Annotated in this window: 19 protein-coding genes; 10 read left to right on the forward strand and 9 right to left on the reverse strand. The window is 68.6% G+C overall.

Features of this window, described 5'->3' with window-relative positions; translation table 11 throughout:
- Positions 1-2: 2 nt before the first annotated feature.
- Positions 3-626, forward strand: coding sequence for a hypothetical protein (locus ACXJKJ_RS07985; RefSeq protein WP_457389722.1), 624 nt, complete (start codon positions 3-5; stop codon positions 624-626).
- On the opposite strand, the gene ACXJKJ_RS07990 is transcribed toward ACXJKJ_RS07985, so the two are convergent.
- Complete coding sequence (locus tag ACXJKJ_RS07990) at positions 617-1,411, reverse strand: isocitrate lyase/PEP mutase family protein (protein WP_457351233.1); 795 nt, start codon at positions 1,409-1,411, stop codon at positions 617-619. The two genes, ACXJKJ_RS07985 and ACXJKJ_RS07990, sit on opposite strands and share 10 nt — an antisense overlap.
- A gap of 194 nt (positions 1,412-1,605) precedes the next feature.
- Here ACXJKJ_RS07990 and ACXJKJ_RS07995 point away from each other — a divergent pair, with 194 nt between their 5' ends.
- The 4 genes from ACXJKJ_RS07995 (at position 1,606) to ACXJKJ_RS08010 (ending at position 6,124) form a co-directional block, all read left to right on the forward strand.
- Positions 1,606-1,974, forward strand: coding sequence for a methylglyoxal synthase (locus ACXJKJ_RS07995; protein ID WP_457321088.1), 369 nt, complete (start codon positions 1,606-1,608; stop codon positions 1,972-1,974).
- A 22-nt stretch (positions 1,975-1,996) separates the two neighbouring features.
- Positions 1,997-4,105, forward strand: a complete 2,109-nt coding sequence (locus tag ACXJKJ_RS08000) for a putative bifunctional diguanylate cyclase/phosphodiesterase (protein WP_457389723.1) — start codon at positions 1,997-1,999, stop codon at positions 4,103-4,105.
- Between the two features lie 66 nt (positions 4,106-4,171).
- A complete protein-coding gene (locus ACXJKJ_RS08005) occupies positions 4,172-4,336 on the forward strand; it encodes a hypothetical protein (RefSeq protein WP_200955205.1) in 165 nt (54 codons plus the stop codon).
- An 87-nt stretch (positions 4,337-4,423) separates the two neighbouring features.
- Entirely contained in the window at positions 4,424-6,124 is a 1,701-nt protein-coding gene (locus tag ACXJKJ_RS08010; protein ID WP_457389724.1) for an FAD-dependent protein, read from the forward strand.
- A gap of 1 nt (position 6,125) precedes the next feature.
- Here the strand turns inward: ACXJKJ_RS08010 and ACXJKJ_RS08015 are convergent, their stop codons facing one another.
- From ACXJKJ_RS08015 to ACXJKJ_RS08025, 3 genes are read right to left on the reverse strand one after another with little or no spacing between them, the layout of a single operon-like run.
- Positions 6,126-6,398 (reverse strand): hypothetical protein, encoded by a 273-nt coding sequence (locus ACXJKJ_RS08015; protein ID WP_457389725.1) that lies wholly within the window; start codon positions 6,396-6,398, stop codon positions 6,126-6,128.
- 16 nt (positions 6,399-6,414) lie between these two features.
- On the reverse strand, positions 6,415-7,062 hold the full coding sequence (locus tag ACXJKJ_RS08020; protein WP_457389727.1) for a glutathione S-transferase family protein: 648 nt from the start codon (positions 7,060-7,062) through the stop codon (positions 6,415-6,417).
- Positions 7,059-7,298: a hypothetical protein gene (locus ACXJKJ_RS08025; protein WP_457389728.1), complete on the reverse strand. Its 240-nt coding sequence runs from the start codon at positions 7,296-7,298 to the stop codon at positions 7,059-7,061. The genes ACXJKJ_RS08020 and ACXJKJ_RS08025 overlap by 4 nt, the downstream gene beginning before the upstream one ends.
- Positions 7,299-7,322: 24 nt before the next feature.
- Here ACXJKJ_RS08025 and ACXJKJ_RS08030 point away from each other — a divergent pair, with 24 nt between their 5' ends.
- Positions 7,323-7,604: a DUF427 domain-containing protein gene (locus ACXJKJ_RS08030; protein ID WP_056191728.1), complete on the forward strand. Its 282-nt coding sequence runs from the start codon at positions 7,323-7,325 to the stop codon at positions 7,602-7,604.
- On the opposite strand, the gene mltA is transcribed toward ACXJKJ_RS08030, so the two are convergent.
- The 3 genes from mltA to apaG form a co-directional block, all read right to left on the reverse strand.
- Positions 7,588-8,691, reverse strand: a complete 1,104-nt coding sequence (mltA, locus tag ACXJKJ_RS08035) for a murein transglycosylase A (RefSeq protein ID WP_457389729.1) — start codon at positions 8,689-8,691, stop codon at positions 7,588-7,590. The two genes, ACXJKJ_RS08030 and mltA, sit on opposite strands and share 17 nt — an antisense overlap.
- Positions 8,692-8,793: 102 nt before the next feature.
- Positions 8,794-10,761: a site-specific recombinase gene (locus ACXJKJ_RS08040; RefSeq protein WP_457389730.1), complete on the reverse strand. Its 1,968-nt coding sequence runs from the start codon at positions 10,759-10,761 to the stop codon at positions 8,794-8,796.
- Positions 10,758-11,132 carry a Co2+/Mg2+ efflux protein ApaG gene (gene apaG, locus ACXJKJ_RS08045; protein ID WP_056192606.1) on the reverse strand — a complete coding sequence of 125 codons (375 nt, stop codon included), beginning with the start codon at positions 11,130-11,132 and terminating at the stop codon, positions 10,758-10,760. Before apaG ends, ACXJKJ_RS08040 begins: the two co-directional genes overlap by 4 nt.
- Positions 11,133-11,194: 62 nt before the next feature.
- Here apaG and ACXJKJ_RS08050 point away from each other — a divergent pair, with 62 nt between their 5' ends.
- The 4 genes from ACXJKJ_RS08050 (at position 11,195) to ACXJKJ_RS08065 (ending at position 13,890) form a co-directional block, all read left to right on the forward strand.
- A complete protein-coding gene (locus tag ACXJKJ_RS08050; RefSeq protein ID WP_457389731.1) occupies positions 11,195-11,941 on the forward strand; it encodes a substrate-binding periplasmic protein in 747 nt (248 codons plus the stop codon).
- On the forward strand, positions 11,938-12,552 hold the full coding sequence (locus tag ACXJKJ_RS08055; protein ID WP_457389732.1) for a DNA-3-methyladenine glycosylase I: 615 nt from the start codon (positions 11,938-11,940) through the stop codon (positions 12,550-12,552). Before ACXJKJ_RS08050 ends, ACXJKJ_RS08055 begins: the two co-directional genes overlap by 4 nt.
- A gap of 34 nt (positions 12,553-12,586) precedes the next feature.
- The gene (gene rpe, locus ACXJKJ_RS08060) at positions 12,587-13,279 is read left to right on the forward strand and encodes a ribulose-phosphate 3-epimerase (protein ID WP_457389733.1); all 693 of its coding nucleotides are present in this window, start codon (positions 12,587-12,589) and stop codon (positions 13,277-13,279) included.
- 137 nt (positions 13,280-13,416) lie between these two features.
- Positions 13,417-13,890: a low molecular weight protein-tyrosine-phosphatase gene (locus ACXJKJ_RS08065; protein WP_457389734.1), complete on the forward strand. Its 474-nt coding sequence runs from the start codon at positions 13,417-13,419 to the stop codon at positions 13,888-13,890.
- On the opposite strand, the gene ACXJKJ_RS08070 is transcribed toward ACXJKJ_RS08065, so the two are convergent.
- The gene (locus ACXJKJ_RS08070; protein ID WP_457389735.1) at positions 13,891-16,992 is read right to left on the reverse strand and encodes an efflux RND transporter permease subunit; all 3,102 of its coding nucleotides are present in this window, start codon (positions 16,990-16,992) and stop codon (positions 13,891-13,893) included. It abuts the gene before it with no gap.
- Complete coding sequence (locus ACXJKJ_RS08075) at positions 16,989-18,176, reverse strand: efflux RND transporter periplasmic adaptor subunit (protein WP_457351256.1); 1,188 nt, start codon at positions 18,174-18,176, stop codon at positions 16,989-16,991. Before ACXJKJ_RS08075 ends, ACXJKJ_RS08070 begins: the two co-directional genes overlap by 4 nt.
- Positions 18,177-18,280 lie beyond the last annotated feature (104 nt).

Below are 18,280 nucleotides of genomic sequence, written 5' to 3' on the forward strand. Positions count from 1 at the left end.
GCATGAAGCGCCGCCTCCTGCTCCTGCTGGCCCTGGTTGCGCCCTGGGCCACCGCCGCCCCACCCGCCGTGCAGCTCATCGTCGAGCTGCGCTGGGTGGATTCCAACCTGCCGCCCGCCGCACAGGCCGCCGTGCGCGACGGTGCGGTCGTGGTCGGCACGGCGGGCTCGATCTCGCCGCGCGGCGCCGGCATCGTCACCTCGACCGCCGCGCCAGCGCCCCAGCAGATCCAGCGCCTGAACGTGCTGAACGGCCAACGCGGCATGCTGCGCCTGACGACCCGCGAGCCTCTGCAGTGGGTGGATGCCGTCGTCGAGCTCGACCCGACCACCCGCACGCCTCAACGCGTCTACGCCAGCCCGCGCAGCGCCGAGCGCCGCTCGGTGCAGAGCTTCACCGTGACRCCTACCTGGCCCGGCGGCAAGGCGCCGGTGCAGGTCGAGTTCGACATCGACCAGGACGACCACGCCTTCCAGTCGACGCTGCAGCTGGCGCTGGACCGCTGGCAGACCGTCGCACGCAGCGGCAGTGCGGCATCCCCCGCTCCCAAGGGCACCTTGAGCAGCGCGGATGCTGCCGGCCGGCCGGAGCGTGAACTGCAGCTGCGGGTGTCGCTTCAGCCTTGAGCCGAAGCCAGGGCGCCATTGATCTGCGGATAGGGCGCGGCGCCGTCGAACAGCTCAGTGCCAGCACCATGCTCAAGGAAGCCCGTCGCCGCACGCTGCGCCCGGCCCCAGGCCGCCTCGGCGATGGCGCTGCCGGCCGAGATGCGGCGCACACCCAGGCGCTGGAGTTCGTCAAGGCCCGGCAGCACCGGCCGCGCCATCACGTTCAACGGCAGGGGCTGGCCGCCCACCAGGGCCTCGATGTCGGCCACGGCCGTCACGCCAGGGGCAAACAGGCCGTCGGCGCCGGCCGCCGCATAGTCGCGCGCCCGCAGCAGCACCTCCTCGACCGCCCGGCCGGGCGCCAGGTTCTTCAGCCAGACATCGCAACGCGCATTGATGAAGATATCGACACCGGCCCGCGCCGCGGCGGCCTTGATGGCCTCGATCTTGCGGCACAGCAGGGCGGGCGCTCCGGCACCGTCCTCGATGTTGATGCCGGCGGCACCGGCTTCGGCGAACTTCAGGATGTTGTCGGCCACCACCGCYGGGTCGTCGCTGTAGCCGGCCTCGCTGTCAGCCGACAGCGGCACGCGGGCGACGCGGGCGATGCGGCGCAGTGCCGCGGCATGCTCGTCGACCGGCAGGTGGTTGCCATCCGGGTAGCCCAGGGCCCAGGCCAGGCCGGCGCTGGTCGTGGCCAGGGCCGGCACGCCCAAGGCCTGGACCAGGACGGCGCTGCCGGCGTCCCAGACGTTGGCGATCTTCAGGAGCCCGGGGCCCTGGTGGAGCTGGCGGAAGTTCATGGTGTCTTTTGCGGGGTTGGCGGGATAGATTGGCGATGCTGCCGAGCCCCGCTGCCAGACCATGGCAGYAGGCCGGCGGCAGGTACGTTGAGTAACAGCTGCGGCCAGAATGGCAATGTGCCAAGTCTTGCGCGTTTATGGTCACGTCTTGCGTGTAACGTCAATCCTTTGCAGAACTCCCCGCCTTTCCGACCATGAAGCTTGCCTTGATCGCCCACGATGGCAAAAAGGACGCCATGATCTCCCTGGTCGCCGACTTCCTGCCGCTGCTGCGCCGCTGCCAGCTGATGGCCACCGGCACCACGGGCACCCGGCTGAACGCAGCCCATGGCCTGACCATCGAGCGCGTGCTCAGCGGCCCGATGGGCGGTGACCTGCAGATCGGCGCGCGGCTGGCGGTGGGCGACCTGGACGGCGTCATCTTCCTGCGCGACCCGATGACGCCCCAGCCGCACGAGCCCGACATCAACGCCCTGGTGCGCGCCTGCGATGTGCACGACGTGCCCTGCGCCACCAACGTGGCCACCGCGCGGCTGCTGCTGACGCGCTGGAGCGCTGCATGACGCCTGAGATGCCGTCGGCCCCATGAGCAGCCTCGACAGGCCCCTGAGCCGGCTGTCGCGGCGGCTGCGCATACGCACCCGCCTGGGCCTGGCCTTCGGTCTGCTGCTGCTGCTGCTGATGGGCCTCGCCGCCCTGTCGGTTTATCGCCTCACGGGGCTGTCGGATGCGCTGAACCGCATCGTCGACGACCAGGCCGTCATCCGCGACTCGGTCAACGAGATCAACCGCAATGCCGAGGCCGTCGCCCGCAAGCTGCTGGTGCTGATGAGCCCCGACGCCGAGCTGCGCGTGTCGGCCTACCCCGAGATCGCGTCGGCCAACAATCGGCTCGACGACGCCATGCAGCGCTTGGCCATGGTGCTGCCACTGGGGCCCCGCACCGATCGCCTGTCCGAGGTGCGCCTGCGCCTGGCCGACTACCGCGCCAGCTATGTCGACGTGCGCAACCTCATCGAGCGCGACGATTTCCAGGCCGCCCGCGCCCTGCTGGGCAGTGACACCGAATCGGCCCTGTCCCTCTTTGTCAGCGCCATCCACCAGCTCGCGGCCAGCGAGGAGCGTGCGGGCACGGCCCAGGCCCGTGAGCTGCGCGACCAGATCGACGTCGACCGCACCGGCGTGCTGGCCCTGTGCATCGGCGCCCTCGTCGCCGGGGCGCTGCTGGCGGTGGGCGTCACGCGCTCCATCGTCATCCCGCTCAAGCGCGCCGAGGACGGCGCCGAGCTGATCGCGCAGGGCCAATACGGCCACCGCATCGAGGTGGACTCGGCCGACGAGCTCGGCCACATGGCCGCGGCGATGAACACCATGGCCGCGGCCGTCGGCGAGCGCGAGGCCGAGTTGCGCCGCCTGGCCGACATCGACCTGCTGACCGGCCTGCCCCAGCGCGCCCGCTTCATCGCCGACGGCGACCGGCTGCTGGCCAACCTGCCCGAGCGCGAGCAGCTGGCCGTGTTGATCTGCATCGACGTCGACCGGCTCAAGGCGGTCAACAGCGTGCTGGGCTTTGACGCGGGCGACGCGTTGCTGCGCGGTGCGGCAGCCAAGCTGGAGGGCCTGTTCGAAGGCGTCGCCGCCTACGGGCGCCTGGCCGGCGGCACCTTCGCGGCCCTCGCCCCCGTGGCACGGCTGGACCATGCCAACGCGCTGGCCGCCCAGTTGCGCGAAGAGGTCGAGCACAAGCTCAGCTGGCAGGGCCAGTCGCTGGACCTGTCGGTGTCGCTCGGCGTGGCCCATTGGCCGGAGCATGCCGCTGACACCGAGGCCCTGCTGCGCCGTGCCGAGCAGGCCATGTTCGAGGCCAAGCGCCTGCGCCAGGACGTTGCCGTCTTCAACCCCAGCGCCGAGGCCTCGCGCGCCCTGCACTTGAGCCTGCTGTCTGACCTGGCCACTGCCATCCAGCAGGACCAGCTGCGCCAGTTCCTGCAGCCCAAGCGCTGTCTGAAGACCGGCCGCATCACCGGCGCCGAGGCCCTGGTGCGCTGGCAGCATCCGCAGCGCGGCTGGCTGCCACCGGGCGACTTCGTGCCCTTTGCCGAGCGCAGCGGCCGCATCCGCCAGATCACCGACTGGATGCTGGCCCGCGCCGTGCGCACCCTGGCAGCCTGGGAGGCCGAGGGCCGCAAGCCCATGAGCATTGCCGTCAACATCTCGACGCTGGACATCCAGGACCAGACCCTGCCGGCCCGCCTCGCCGCCTTGCTGGCCGAATACCGCGTCGACCCGGGCCAGCTGCAGCTGGAGGTCACCGAGACCGGCCTGATGTCCAGCGGCACCGATCCCATCGCCGTGCTGAACGCGCTGAAGGCCTGGGGCGTGAGCCTGGCCATCGACGACTTCGGCACCGGGCAGTCGTCGCTGGCCTATTTGCAGCACCTGCCGGTGGACGAACTCAAGATCGACCGCAGCTTCGTGCAGGACGTGGACGGCGACCCGCGCCGCCAGGCCCTGCTGAAATCCATCGTCGGCGTTGGCCAGGGCCTGGGCCTCAAGGTGACCGCCGAAGGGGTGGAAAACGCCGCCGAACTGGACTGCATCACGGCCTGCGGCTGCGACCTTATCCAGGGCTATCTGCTGGCCCGGCCGATGGATCTGCCGGACTTTGAAGCCTGGTTAGGCCGAACAGGCTAAAATCCGCGCCTTTCGTCGCTGTTTTGCGTTTCGCCCCTGCTGTGGGCTTTTGTTTACGGAGCCATCATGGGCAACAAGATCATCACCGAAGCGGCTCGCCGCGCCACCCCCCGTCCCGAAGCCCCCAAGGGCGTGACCTTCACCGCCGGCAAGGGCCAGCTGAGCAGCCTGGAGCGCGGTTCGCACACCCGCTCCAAGAAGAACCCGGGCAAGCGCCCGCATTCGGGTTGATTGACGGGCTGATCRCCTGACGATCTTCCTCACACACAGGCCCTGCGGGGCCTGTTTGTTTTTGTTGTCGGCTAAATCCTGACCACCATGATCCGCATCACCGAACTCCGCCTGCCGCTCAGCCATACCGAAGACGCGTTGCGACCCGCCGTGCTGGCGCGGCTCAAGCTCGCCGACGCCGAGCTGGCCACCATCCAGGTGTTCCGCCGCGGCTATGACGCGCGCAAGCGCAGCGACATCCAGCTGGTCTACACGCTGGACTGCGCGCTGGCCGAAGGCGTCGACGAAGCCGCCTTGCTGGCGCGCTTTGCCGGTGACCACCAGATCCGGCCCACGCCCGACACCGGCTACCACTTCCTCGCTCAACGCGGCGATTTCACGGGCCCGCGGCCCGTCGTCGTCGGCTTCGGCCCCTGCGGCCTGTTCGCCGCGCTGATCCTGGCCCAGATGGGCCTGCGCCCCATCGTGCTGGAGCGCGGCAAGGCCGTRCGCGAGCGCACSCARGACACCTGGGGCCTGTGGCGCGAACAGAAGCTCCACCCCGAGAGCAACGTGCAGTTCGGCGAGGGCGGCGCCGGCACCTTCTCCGACGGCAAGCTCTACAGCCAGATCTCCGACCCGCGCCACCTGACGCGCAAGGTGCTGACCGAGTTCGTCAAGGCCGGCGCGCCSGAMGAGATCSYGTWCGTCAGCAAGCCSCACATCGGCACCTTCCGCCTGGTCAGCATGATCATCAAGATGCGGGCCGACATCGAGGCGCTGGGCGGCGAGATCCGCTTCCAGCAGAAGATGACCGATCTGCTGATCGAGAACGGCACGGTGCGTGGCGTGCAGCTCGAATCCGGCGAGCAGATTGCCACCACCCACGTCGTCATCGCGCTCGGCCACAGCGCCCGCGACACCTTCCAGATGCTGCATGCCCGCGGCGTGCAGATGGAAGCCAAGCCCTTTTCCATCGGCTACCGCATCGAACATCCGCAAAGCCTGGTCGACGCGGCCCGCTTCGGTGTCCACGCCGGTAACGAGATCCTCGGCGCGGCCGACTACAAGCTCGTGCACCACGCCAAGAACGGCCGCTCGGTCTACAGCTTCTGCATGTGCCCCGGCGGCACCGTGGTGGCTGCCACCAGCGAGCCCGACCGCGTCGTCACCAACGGCATGAGTCAGTACTCGCGCAACGAGCGCAATGCCAATGCCGGCATCGTCGTGGGGCTCACGCCCGAGGACTACCGCCAGGACGGCAAGCGCGACGGCAGCCCCGTGAACCCGCTGGACGGCATGGCCTTCCAACGCATCTGGGAAAGCCGCGCCTATGAGCTGGGCGGCGGCGGCTACCTGGCGCCGGGCTCGCTGGTGGGGGACTTCGTCAAGCGGCAGGTCAGCAAGGAATTCGGTGACGTGGCACCGAGCTACAAGCCGGGCGTGACGTTGACCGACCTGCAGCAAAAGGGCCGCGGCTCGCTGCCGTCGTATGCGCTAGAGGCGATCCGCGAGGCCTTGCCTGCGTTTGCGCGCCAGATCCGCGGCTTCGACCGGCCGGATGCGGTGCTGACGGGCGTGGAGACGCGCACCTCATCCCCGCTGCGCATCAACCGTGGGCGGGACTACCAAAGCGTCAATGTGCGCGGGCTGTTTCCGGCCGGCGAGGGGGCAGGGTATGCGGGCGGCATCATGAGCGCGGGCGTCGACGGCATCGAGGTGGCCGAGGCGCTGGCGGCGGATCTGCTGGGCATGCCGGATGCGCCGGTGTTGCAGGGCAAGGGGGCGAAGGCGGGCGGGCAGGTTTGAGTCATCGCGCCTCCGGCGCCTTATGCACCAACTCAAACTCGTGCGACAGCAGGTACAGGCCTCCATGCGCTGTCAGGCCTTCACCTTCTTCCCACCAGATTGACACACTGACCTTCCCCTCTTCAGGAAGGTCGTCAATCTCGTACTCCCTGTGAAGCATCGCTTGAATGTGCGGCCGCTCGTCGTCGGCGAGCGAATCAAGAACTTCCGGCGCGATCTCAAGGACTCGAACAAGGTCCCCAATGCTCACAAGATTCCCGTGACGGTCTTGCACTAATGTCTCCTAACACTCAGTCCTGGGGAAATCGCTCGCGCCACAATGCTGCCAGCCGCGGCTCCTCATCCACCTGCCGCATCACGTCTGCCATCCGCGGGGCTGCTGCGTAGAACCGCTCCCGCCAAGGCCCGAAGCGCGAGATGACGGCGACATACAGATCGAGCACCGTCAGGTCATCACCCAGCAGCCAGCGCCCCGGCGTCAGCTGCGCGTCCATATGGGCCCAGCAGAAGGCGATGCGTTCATGCACGGCATCGACCACGGCGTCGCGAGCGCTGTCGGGCGCGCCAATGCGCTTCACGTCCGGCTTGATCCAGTGCAGCGAATAGATCGCCGACGACACATAGAGCATCCAGCGCAGAAACTGCCGACGCAGCGGATCGTTCGGCGTCGGCGCCAGCCGCGCCTCGGGATGCAGGTCAGCGAGATAGATCAGGATAGCCGCGCTCTCGGTCATGACCTCGCCATCCGACAGCACCAGCGTCGGGATCTGGCGCATCGGGTTGGTTGGCGCGACGCGATCACGCGCGGCGGCCTCGGCCCAGGTGGCGCCTTCGATCAGTTGGTAAGGCAGGCCCAGCAGCGTCAGCGCGGCTTCGACAGCCACAGACCCCGAGGCAGCAGCCCCATAGAGGGTGAGCGGGGCAGCGGGAGAGTTCATGGTGCGGTCATCATCCCGATCAACTCCTTCACAAACGCCAGCGCCTCCTCCCACGTCTCGAAGTGCATCTCGTTGTTGAGCTCGTCCACGTCGCCCTCCGGCCCCTTGTGCACGACCGACCAGCCGCCCGCGCCGCCGTCGATGGCGAGCACGCCGAACTGGCCGGGGTCGAGATCCCGGGCGCTGCCGCCGGTGATGACGATGTCGCGGCCGAGGTGGGAGTGGTAGCGTCTCATCCCTCAATTCTCCCGGAGCAGACGATGAAGGCAGTGTGGAACGGCGTAACCATCGCCGAGAGCGACGATACGGTGGTCGTCGAAGGCAACCACTACTTTCCGGCCGAAGCGCTGAAGAAGGAATACACGACCTTCTCCAACCACCGCAGCGGCTGCCCCTGGAAGGGCCAGGCGCAGTACCTGAGCCTGTTCGTCAACGGCGAGATGAACCCGGATGCGGTCTGGTACTACGCCGACCCGCTGCCCGCCGCAGCCGAGATCAAGGGCCGCTACGCCTTCTGGAAGGGCGTCAAGGTTTCGGAGTAGGGCTGGAACCCTCGGGCCACAGCGCCCACATCCGCAGCGCCTGCTTGGTGCGGCCGGCCTGCAGCGCGGCCTCTTCACCCCAGCCCCAGAACAGGTCGGCGCGCACGGCGCCCTGGATGGCGCTGCCGGTGTCCTGGGCCAGCACGAGGCGACGCAGCGGTGTCGTCGACAGCGGCGCGGTGCTGTCCAGCCACAGCGGCGTGCCCAGCGCGATGTAGCTGCGGTCGATGGCGACGGAACGGCCCGGCGTCAGCGGCACGCCTTGGGCGCCGCGCGGGCCCTGGTTCACATCGGGCAGGGGCTCCTCGCGGAAGTAGACGACGCGCGGGTTGACGGCCAGGGCCTCGCGCACCTTGGCCGGGTTGCGGCGCGCCCAGTCGCTCAGGGTTCGTGGCGTCGCGTCGCCCACCTCGCCACGGTCCAGCAGCGCGCGCGCGACAGACTGGAAGGGCTGATCGTTGTGGCCCGCGTAGGCGACGCGGCTGATGCGCTCGGCGCCAGCCGCATCACGCACGACGAGACGGCCCGAGCCCTGGATCTGGATTTGCAGCAGCGCAAAAGGGTCGTCGACATAGGCCAGCTCCAGCGCCGTGAAGCGCGGATGGGTGTCGATGTCGCGGCGCGGCGTGCGACGCAGCGCGGCATCGGCGGGCAGCGCATGCAGCGCCCACTGGAAGGCACCCTGGCGCGTGCGGCTGGCCGCGAGCTGGGGCTCGAAATAGCCCGTCAGCAGCCCGGCGGCCTCACCGCCTTCGCCCTGCAGCCGCCAGGGGCGCAGATGCTTCATCAGGAACAGCGTGGCCTCCAGCGGGTCGGCGGGCGCCTGCAGCGCGGCGCGGGCACAGAACTCGGCCCAGCCCGGCGCGGGGCGCTGGCAGCTGGCCAGCAGGGCCGGCCAGGCGGCCAGCAGGTCATCGCTCCCCCAACCAGGCAGATCCTTCCAGTCGGCGGCGACCCAGCGCTGCGGCGCGGGCCGCAGCGCGGCCGGCACGGCCGGCGCCGGCTCGGGCGGCTGCAGGGGTGGCGAGGAGCAGGCGGCAAGGCTTCCTAGAATGGCGGCCAGCCCCAACCGCGCGCACCAAACCATGCTGTTACTCGCCCTCGAAGCCCTCGGCGCGCTGCTGATCTTCGTCTTCATCATCTGGTGGACCATGTTCTCGGGCCGCAAGAAGGGCGAGCGGCGCGAGGACTAACTCCTCGCGATCAGGAAGCTCAAGGGCTGGCGTCGCAGCCGCGCGCGGATAGCCGCGTAGACGCGTTTGCGGTCGGCCAGGCGCACACCGCGCGAGCGCATCGCCACCTTGAAGGCGCAGAAGAAGCTGACGCCGACATTGAGYATGCCGATGCCGGCAATGCAAAGCACGCAGGACCAGAAGGCCCAGGTCGTCATGACGCCGACACCGAGCGCCCCCACGGCGGCGGCGAGCTGGCCGGTGGACAACGTCACGTGGCGCACCTCCAGGCCCAGGCCGACGAAGCCGAACAGCGCCGGCGCCAGGCCCAGCATCAGGCCCAGGCTGATGTTGGCCGTCAGGCCGGAGATGTTGGCCCGCCACCAGTGCGACCAGCGCTGCGCGCGCGTCTGACCCAGCGTCGCGACGATGCGCGGGTTCCACGCGATGGCGCTGTCCAGGCGGTGGAAGACGAACCAGTTCTCCACCCAGCCGGCGATCATGCTGGACGCGAACAGCAGCGTGCCGGTGAAGGCGGCAAACAGCAGCGAAGGGCCGAACAGGCTCAGCGAATGCAGCACGTATTCGGCATCCCGCACGCCCACCAGCGGCGCACCGAAGGCCAGCCAGCACAGGCCCTGCACCGCCAGCACCAGCGGCGCCACGACGGTGAGGTTGCCGATGATGCCGGCCACTTGTGAACGCACGAGATGGGTCACTTCGTCGACGAAACCGACGATGGCGTCGTCGCGGTCGATGTGCAACAGCTTGTCGGCCATGGCCGGGGCCGTCATCGCCGGCTGCTTGGTGGCCACCGTCCAGTGCAGCAGGTGGATGAGGACGAAGCACAGCGCGTAGTTCACACCGGCCCAGAAGCCGCCCCAGAAGGCCGTGAAGCCGAGCAGGGCGATGCCGAACTTCAGGAAGGTGGTGCCGGCCAAAACAGCGCCGCCACCGGCCGCGCGACGCAGCATGTCGCGGTATTCCTCGCGGCTGCGGGTGATGTAGTGCTCGCCCGTCTCGGCGCTGCGCTCGGCCACCTTGCGCGCCATCAGCGAGTAGTGGCGCGCGAACAGCGTGCGCAGGCTGCGCCGCTCGTGCACGACGCGCACCAGGCCCGACACCAGGCGCAGCAGCTCGCGCTGGGGTTCGTGGGACAGCAGGCAGGCCAGCAGCGCATCGATGCGGTCCAGCCGCGCGGTGAGCTGCTCGACGGAGAACATCAGATCCACCGACACGCCATGCACTTCCAGATGCTCGGGCACCGTCAGCGCAGCAGCGCGGCAGCGGTCCAGCAACGCGTGCAGGTATTGCATGGCCGACCCCAGTGCGGCCGCATCGTCATCGGCGCCGGCCAGCGCGCGCTCGACGGCCGCCCAGGCGGCGGGCAGCTGGTGGAAGGGCTTGTCCTGCACCAACTCCGCATCCATGCGCACCCGCAGCGGGCCGGCCAGGCCGGCGGCATGCACGCTGCTGACCAGCACGGTGATCGCGGCGTTGGCCTCGATGCGCCAGCCGTCGTCGGGCGTGGCGGCAAACAGCAGGCCCAATCGCGCCAGCAGCTCATCGTCGATGGCGGCGATCCAGTCCTCGTCGGCCTCGTCGGGAAAGAGCAGCTCGAACAGTGCCGCGAGGTCGCGCGTGTCGGTCGTGGCCGGCAACAGGCGGCGGCGCAGCCGGCCCAGAAATTCATGCCACAGCGCCATGCGCGGCGCGAAGCCCACTTCGGCGAAAAGCGCCACCGCATCGACGTCGTTCCAGACGCCGCCGATGACATTGGCAAACGCCCAGGCGTGCTCGGGGTGGCGCTCCAGCACATTGAGCAGGTGCTTCAGGCGCACGATGGGCAGCGGCGTGCCCGATGAGGCCTCTTCACGTGGCGCGTGCCGCAGCCATTCCAGCAGGCGCACCAGCCACAGATTGCGCTCGGCGAGCGCGGCCTGCGGGTCGGCCGCGTTCAGGAGAGCTGTGAGATCCCAGGTCAATGCAGAGAAGCGCTGTCGGCGAGCAGGAATTCGTCGACCTCGGTGTGGAAGATCTCGCAGCCCTCGGTCACGCACAGGAAACGCCCGCGCATCGTGCCCTGGGGGGTGCCGATCTGGGCCCAGGAGCTGTACTGGAAGCTCTGGCCTGGGGCGAGCACGGGCTGGTGGCCGACGACGGCCAGGCCGTCGACGACCTGCATCTGGCCACGCGCGTCCGTGATCTCCCAGTGCCTGCCAATGAGCTGGGAAAGCACATCGCCGGTGTTCTCGATCGTGATCGTGTAGCTGAAGGCGTACAGGCTTTGCTCGAGATGAGTCTGCTCGGGCAGGGTCTGCACGGTGACGCTGCAACTGAAACGGGGGTTGGCCATCGGGTGATTGTCCGTCTCGGGGGCTATGCTCGCCGCATGTTCTTCGGGGTGTGTGATCCTAAGTGCTGCGCTGGCTCTGGTTGTTGACTGCGCTGCTGAGCCTGGCGGCGCCGGCCCAGGAGCTGACGCTGCGCACGGTCCAGCAGGCCAGCTCGACAGTGAAGTACGACCCCGATGGTGGCCCGCTCAAACCCGGGCTCTGCCTGGAAATCCTGCGCGCCATCGAGCGGCAGGACGCAGGCCTGCACTTCACGGGCCTGGACCAGCAGGTGCCGCTCAAGCGTGTGGAACGCCTGCTGGCCGACGGCCTCATTGATGCCTTCTTCTGCCTGCTGAAGTCGCCCGAGCGCGAGAAACAATGGCGTTATGCGCCGGTGGCGCTGTATATCGTCCGCCACGTGGTCGTGCAGCGCGCCGACGACCCGCGCAACCCCGATTCCCTGGCCCAACTGGCCGCCTTGAGCCGCCGCAAGCCGGTGCTGGTCATGCGTGGCACGGCGCTGGCGCGCCGGCTGGTGGCGGCCAATGTGGCTGTCGCCGAGGTGAGCTCCGAGCGCGAGGCCCTGCAGATGCTGGTCATGGGCCGCGCCGACGCCATCTACGGCCAGGACATCAACCTGCAGCGCCATGTGGCACAGAGCAAGCTGGGCGACAAGCTCAGGTTCGGCCGCACCGTCTTCCAGGAGGAGCCGCAGTTCCTCGCGCTGCGCGCCGACCTGCCGGCCGCCCATGAGGAACGCCTGACCCAGGCGCTGCGCAAGCTGGAGAAGGATGGCACGCTGCGCCAACTCGCTGACAAATACCGATGAAACCCCTCTTCCTGCCCCCTGATGGCCGCCCACGCTGCGCCTGGTGCGCCGCCGCGCCCGGCGACGAGACCTATCTGCGCTATCACGACGAGGAATGGGGCCAGCCCGTGGCCGACGACTTCCGCCTGTTCGAGAAGCTGTGCCTGGAGGGCTTCCAGAGCGGCCTGTCGTGGCGAACCATCCTGAACAAGCGCGAGGCCTTTCGCGCCGCCTTTGCGGGTTTCGACTACAACCAGGTCGCCAAGTTTGGCGAGAAGGACGTGAACCGCCTGCTAGCCGACGCCGGCATCGTGCGCCACCGCGGCAAGATCGAGGCGGCCATCCACAACGCCGGGCGCTGCGTGGAGCTGGTGGCTGCAGAAGGCTCGCTGGCCGCCTATCTGTGGCGCTTCGAGCCGCCCAAGAACTCGGTGGCTCACAACCTGGCCACCTCAGCGCCCTCCGAAGCCCTGTCCAAGGACCTGAAGAAGCGCGGCTGGAAATTCGTCGGCCCGACCACCATGCATGCGCTGATCCAGGCCATGGGCCTGATCAACGACCACCAGCCCGGCTGCCACCACTGGGCCGAGGCACAGCAGGCGCGCGACAGCTTCAAGCGGCCTGGCCGCTGAAGCGGGGCAAGCGGGCTGCCTAGAATCACCCGCTATGCCCGCCGCACCGCAATACCGCATCGCCCCCAGCCTGCTGTCCGCCGACTTCGCCCGCCTGGGCGACGAAGTGAAGAACGTGCTCGCCGCCGGCGCCGACTGGATCCACTTCGACGTGATGGACAACCATTACGTGCCCAACCTGACCTTCGGACCGATGGTGTGCGAGGCGCTGCGCAAGCATGCCGTGAAGCCCGACGGCACGCCGGCCGTCATCGATGTGCACCTGATGGTGCAACCGGTCGACAGCTTGGCGCAGGCCTTCTGCCGCGCCGGCGCCGACGTGGTGACCTTCCACCCCGAGGCCAGCGCCCATGTGGACCGCACGCTGCAGCTCATCAAGGCCGAGGGCAAGCAGGCCGGCCTGGTGTTCAACCCGGGCACGCCGCTGGACGTGCTGGAGTGGGTCATCGACAAGGTCGATGTGATCCTGCTGATGAGCGTCAACCCCGGCTTTGGCGGCCAGAGCTTCATCCCGTCGGCACTGCAAAAACTGAAGAAGGCGCGCGAGATCATCAGCGCCAGCGGCCGGGACATCCGCCTGGAGATCGACGGCGGCGTCAAGGTCGACAACATCCGCGAGATCGCCGCGGCGGGCGCCGACACCTTCGTCGCCGGCTCGGCCATCTTCGGCAAGCCCGACTACAAGGCCGTCATCGACGCGATGCGCACGGAACTTGCGAGATCGTGAGCCCCTCGTCCAAGGATTACCTTGGCCGGTCCCCCGCGGGGACGGCGATGCTTGCCGGTTCGACCGGCAAGCACATCACCATTGCGGGCCGGCTTGGGAGCGGCCCGGCGCTCGTCCCGCGCAACTGAGTAACTGACATGGCCGCCATCCTGCTCGTCTGCACCGCCAACATCTGCCGCTCACCGATGGCCGAGGCCATCTTCAGGGCCAAGCTCGGCAACGTGTTCAAGACCATTGCCTCGGCCGGCGTGCACGCTGACCCGCGCGGCGGCCCGGTGGACGCCCGCGCCGCAGCGGCACTGGGCCGGCACAACTACAGCCTCGACCGCAAATGGCGCTCGCGCCGCGTCGAGCCTGAGCAGCTCGGCCAATACGACCTCGTGCTGGCCATGGAGGCTGAGCATGTCGACGCGCTGCGCACCAAGGCAGCGCCCGAGCACCACGCCAAGATCCTGCTGCTGACCGACTTCGTGCCCGAGCTGGCCGGCCAGGACATCCCCGACCCCTATTTCGGCCCGGTCGCAGGCTTTGACGCCGTCATCGGCATGCTGGAGCGCGCGGCCCAGCGGCTGCTCACCGAGAGCCGCGAAGGCCGCCTGAAACTGAGCTGATCAGGCTGCCTTGCTGGCGAAGTCCGCCACTTCGCGCACGTCCGGCCCGGTGCCGCTGAAGCGGTCCAGCGCCAGGTAGATCACGGGCGTGATGTAGAGCGTCACCGCCTGCGACAGGATCAGGCCGCCCACCACGGCCAGGCCCAGCGGCTGGCGCAGCTCGGCCCCCGCGCCCAGGCCGAGCGCAATGGGCAGCGCGCCCATCAGCGCCGCCAGCGTCGTCATCATGATGGGCCGAAAGCGCAGGATCGCGGCCTGGCGGATCGCCTCGGCCGGCTTGAGCCCCTGGCTGCGCTGCACGTCCAGCGCGAAGTCGATCATCATGATCGCGTTCTTCTTGACGATGCCGATCAGCATGACGATGCCGATGGTGGCGATGATGGTCAGCTCCATGCCGAACAGCTGCAGCGTGATCAGCGCGCCCACCGCCGCCGACGGCAGGCCGGCCAGGATGGTCAATGGGTGGATGTAGCTCTCGTAGAGCACGCCCAGCAGCACGTAGATCACGGCCACTGCCAGCCCGATCAGCAGCAGCTGGCCGCCCTGCGAATCCTGGAACACGGCCGCATCGCCGCCGTAGCTGGTGATGACGCTGGGTGGTAGCTTGATGTCGCGCGTGAAGGCGTCAATCTGCTTGGTGGCGTCGCCCAGCGGCACGTTGGGTGCGAGATTGAAGCTGATCGTGACGGCCTGCAGCTGGCCCTGGTGGTTGACGGCCGTGGGCCCGAGCGTGCGCTGCACGGTGGCGAAGGCCGTCAGCGGCACCTGCGCGCCGTTCTTGCCGCGCAGGTAGATCTTGTCGAAAGCGGCTTCGCTGCTGCGGTCGTCCTCGCCGGCTTCCATGATGACCTGGTAGGTGTTGCTCTCGGCATAGATGCTGGACACCTGGCGCTCGCCGAAGGCGCCGTACAGCGCATTGCGCAAGTCCTGCATCTGCACGCCCAGGATGGCGGCGCGCTCGCGGTCGATGACAAGGCTGGCCTGCAGGCCGCGCATTTGCGAGTCGCTGGTGATGTCGCGGAAGCGCTCATCGCCGCGCAGCTTCTCCTGCAGCCGGGTTGCCCAGGTGTTGAGTTCGCCGGTGGATACCGACTGCAGCGTGTACTGGTAGCGGCTCTTGCTCTGGCGGCCGCCGAGCTGCAGGTTCTGCACCGGGCGCAGATAGACCTGGATGCCGGGCACCGCGCGCAGCTTCTTGCGCAGGCCTTCCAGCACCTTGGGCATGGACTCGCGGCTATTGCGGGCCTTCAGGTTGATGAACATGCGGCCGGTATTGGTGGCGCTGCCCGAGGGCCCACCGCCGACGGCCGAACTCAGGGCGAAAACGTTGGGATCGTTGCGCACGATGGCGGCCACGCGCTCCTGCAGCAGGGTCATCGCGGCGAAGGATGTGTCCTCGGCAGACTCGGTGCTGGCCTGTATCTGGCCGATATCCTCCTCGGGGAAAAAGCCCTTGGGGATGGTTGCGTAGAACCAGATCGTCGCAACGAAGCTCAGCAGGGCCACGCCCAGCACCCAGACGCGGTGGCGCAGGGCCAGGTCCAGCGTGCGCGTGTAGGTGTCCAGCGTCCATGTGAAGCCGCGCTCGAACAGGCGCCCCATCGGGCCGTCCTCGTGGTGCTCATCGGCCTTCAACAACCGGCTGCACAGCATGGGCACCAGCGTCAACGACACGACGGCCGACACAAGAATGGCCAGGCCGACGACGACGGCGAACTCGTGGAACAGCAGGCCGATGACGCCCGGCATGAAGAAGATCGGAATCAGCACGGCCACCAGCGACACCGAGATCGACAGGATGGTGAAGGCCATCTCGCGCGCGCCGCGCACGGCCGCGTCGAAGGGCTTCATGCCGTCCTCGACGTGGCGGACGATGTTCTCCAGCATGACGATGGCGTCGTCCACCACCAGGCCCACGGCCAGCGTGATGCCGAGCAGCGAGATGTTGTCGAGCGAGTAGCCGAGTGCGAACAGCAGCGTGAGCGCACCGATCAGCGAGATCGGCAGCGAGGCCGTCGGGATCAGCGTGGCCACGGCACGGCGCAGGAAGATGAAGATCACCAGCACGACGAGGCCGACCGTCAGCGCCAGCGTCACGTAGACATCGTGCAGCGACTCGCGGATGGATACCGATCGGTCGTTCAGCGTGCTCATCTGGATCGACGCTGGCATCTGCGACGCGAAGCGCGGCAGCAGGGCCTTGACCTTGTCCACCACCTGCACGGTGTTGGCGTCGGGCTGGCGCTGGATGGCCAGCACGATGGAGCGCTCGCCCTGGTAGGTGGAGTAGGTCTTGCTGGTTTCGACGCTGTCCTGCACGTCGGCCACGTCGCGCAGCAGCACCGGCGCGCCGTTGCGCGAGGCGACGACGGTGCGGCCGAACTCGGCGGCGTTGCGCAGCTGGCGGTTGGCCTGGATGGTCAGTGTCTGGCGCGAGCCGTCCAGCACGCCGACCGGCGTGTTGGCATTGGCGGCGCGCACCGCCGTCTGCAGCTCGTCCAACGTGATGTTGCGCTGGTTGAGCAGGTCCGTCTTGACCTTGATGCGCACCGCATAGCGCTTCTGGCCAAAGATGGACACCTGGGCCACGCCGTCGATGGTGGACAGGCCCGGCGACAGCAGGTTCTCGGCGTAGTCGTTCAGCTCGGTCAGGTCGATGGAAGGCGACGTCAGCGCCACCAGCAGCACCGGCGCATCGGCCGGGTTCACCTTGCGGTAGCTGGGCGGCGAGGTCATCTCGGCCGGCAGCGCACGCAGGGAGCGGAACAGCGCCGCCTGCACGTCCACGGCGGCGGCGTCGATGTTGCGGGAGGGGTCGAACTCCAGCGTCAGCGAGGTGTTGCCCAGCGTGTTGGTCGACGAAATGGTCAACAGGCCGGCGATGGTCGAGAACTGCTTCTCCAGCGGCAGCGCGACGGACGAGGCCATGGTCTCGGGCGATGCGCCCGGCAGCGACGCGCCGACGTTGATGATGGGCGTGTTGTAGGACGGCAGCGCCGCGACCGGGATGCGGCTCCAGGCGGCCAGGCCGGCGATGACGAGCGACAGGTTCAGCAGCACGGTCATGACCGGCCGCCGGATGAACAGCTCGGTGAGCCTCATTTGTCAGCGCCCGAAGCGGCAGACGCTGGGGCCGATGCGGCGCCCGCTCCGCCGCTGGCTTGAATGCGCAGTGGCGTGCCCGGCCGCAGGTTCTGCTTGCCTTCCATGACGACCTGGGCCGTCGCGTCCAGGCCCTCCACCACCGCCTGCTCGCCCATGGCCTGACGCAGCTGCACGGGCACCAGCTTGGCGGTGTTGTCGGGCGCCACGACGTAGACCGAGCGCTCGTTGCCGCGCATGATGATGGCGGCCTGCGGCACCACGGTCACGCCCTTGAGCGTGCGCAGCGTGACGCGCACGCGCAGGTACTGGCCCGGCCAAAGCGACTGGGCCTTGTTGTCGAACTCGGCCTTGACCTTGATCGTGCCGGTGGCGCTGTCGACGAGGTTGTCCACCGCCGTGACGCGGCCCTTGATGGAGGTTGCGCCGCGCGCCGAGCCCGGCGGCGGCAAGGCCTCGACATCCAGCTCGCCGGCGCGCGTGGCGCTCAGCAGCGAGCCGAGCTGGGTTTCAGGCACCGTGAAGCTGATGGCGATGGGGTCCAGCTGCGCGATGTTGACCAGCGGCAGCGCCGTCGCATTGGCCTGCACCAGGCTGCCCGGGTAGACGCTGACGATGCCGACGCGCCCGCTGATGGGCGCGCGCAACTCGTTGTAGCCCAACGTGACCTGGGTCGCCTGGATCGCGGCCTCGTCACTGCGGATCAACGCCTGGCCGGCATCGAAGTTGGCCTGAGCGGTGTCCACCGCGTTCTGGGCGATGAAGTTCTGCGCCTTCAGTTCCTTGGCGCGGTTGAGCTGGCGCTCCAGGTCGGTGAGGCTGGCGCGGTCGCGGGCCAGCTGGGCGCGTGCCTTCTCCAGCGCGGCGCGGTCGCCGCGGTCATCGAAGCGGAACAGCAGGTCACCCTTCCTGACGTTCTGGCCGTCCTTGACGAGGACCTGGGCGACGATGCTGCTCGTCTGCGCACGCAGGTCCACGCTCTGCAGCGCGGTGACGGTGCCGCTGGCCTCCACGGTGATCGGCACGTCGGCCTGCCTGACCTTGACGACACCGACGTTCTGCGCCGGCGGCGCACTCGCCGCCCCCGCCGGGGCCGACGCGCCGCCTGCATCGTCCTTGCGCCCACAGCCCGCCAGAACGGCCAGCACCAGGCCACAAAGAATCACAGGAGAGGTCGCGCGCATGCAAGCCTGCTGAAAGTAATGGGGATTGACTCAGGAAACAGATCAGCTTAACCGGCCTGTTTTGCTCGCAGTTTGCTGGCCACCACCAGCTTGCGCGTTTTTCG

It is taken from the genome of Roseateles sp. P5_E1, assembly GCF_054049335.1.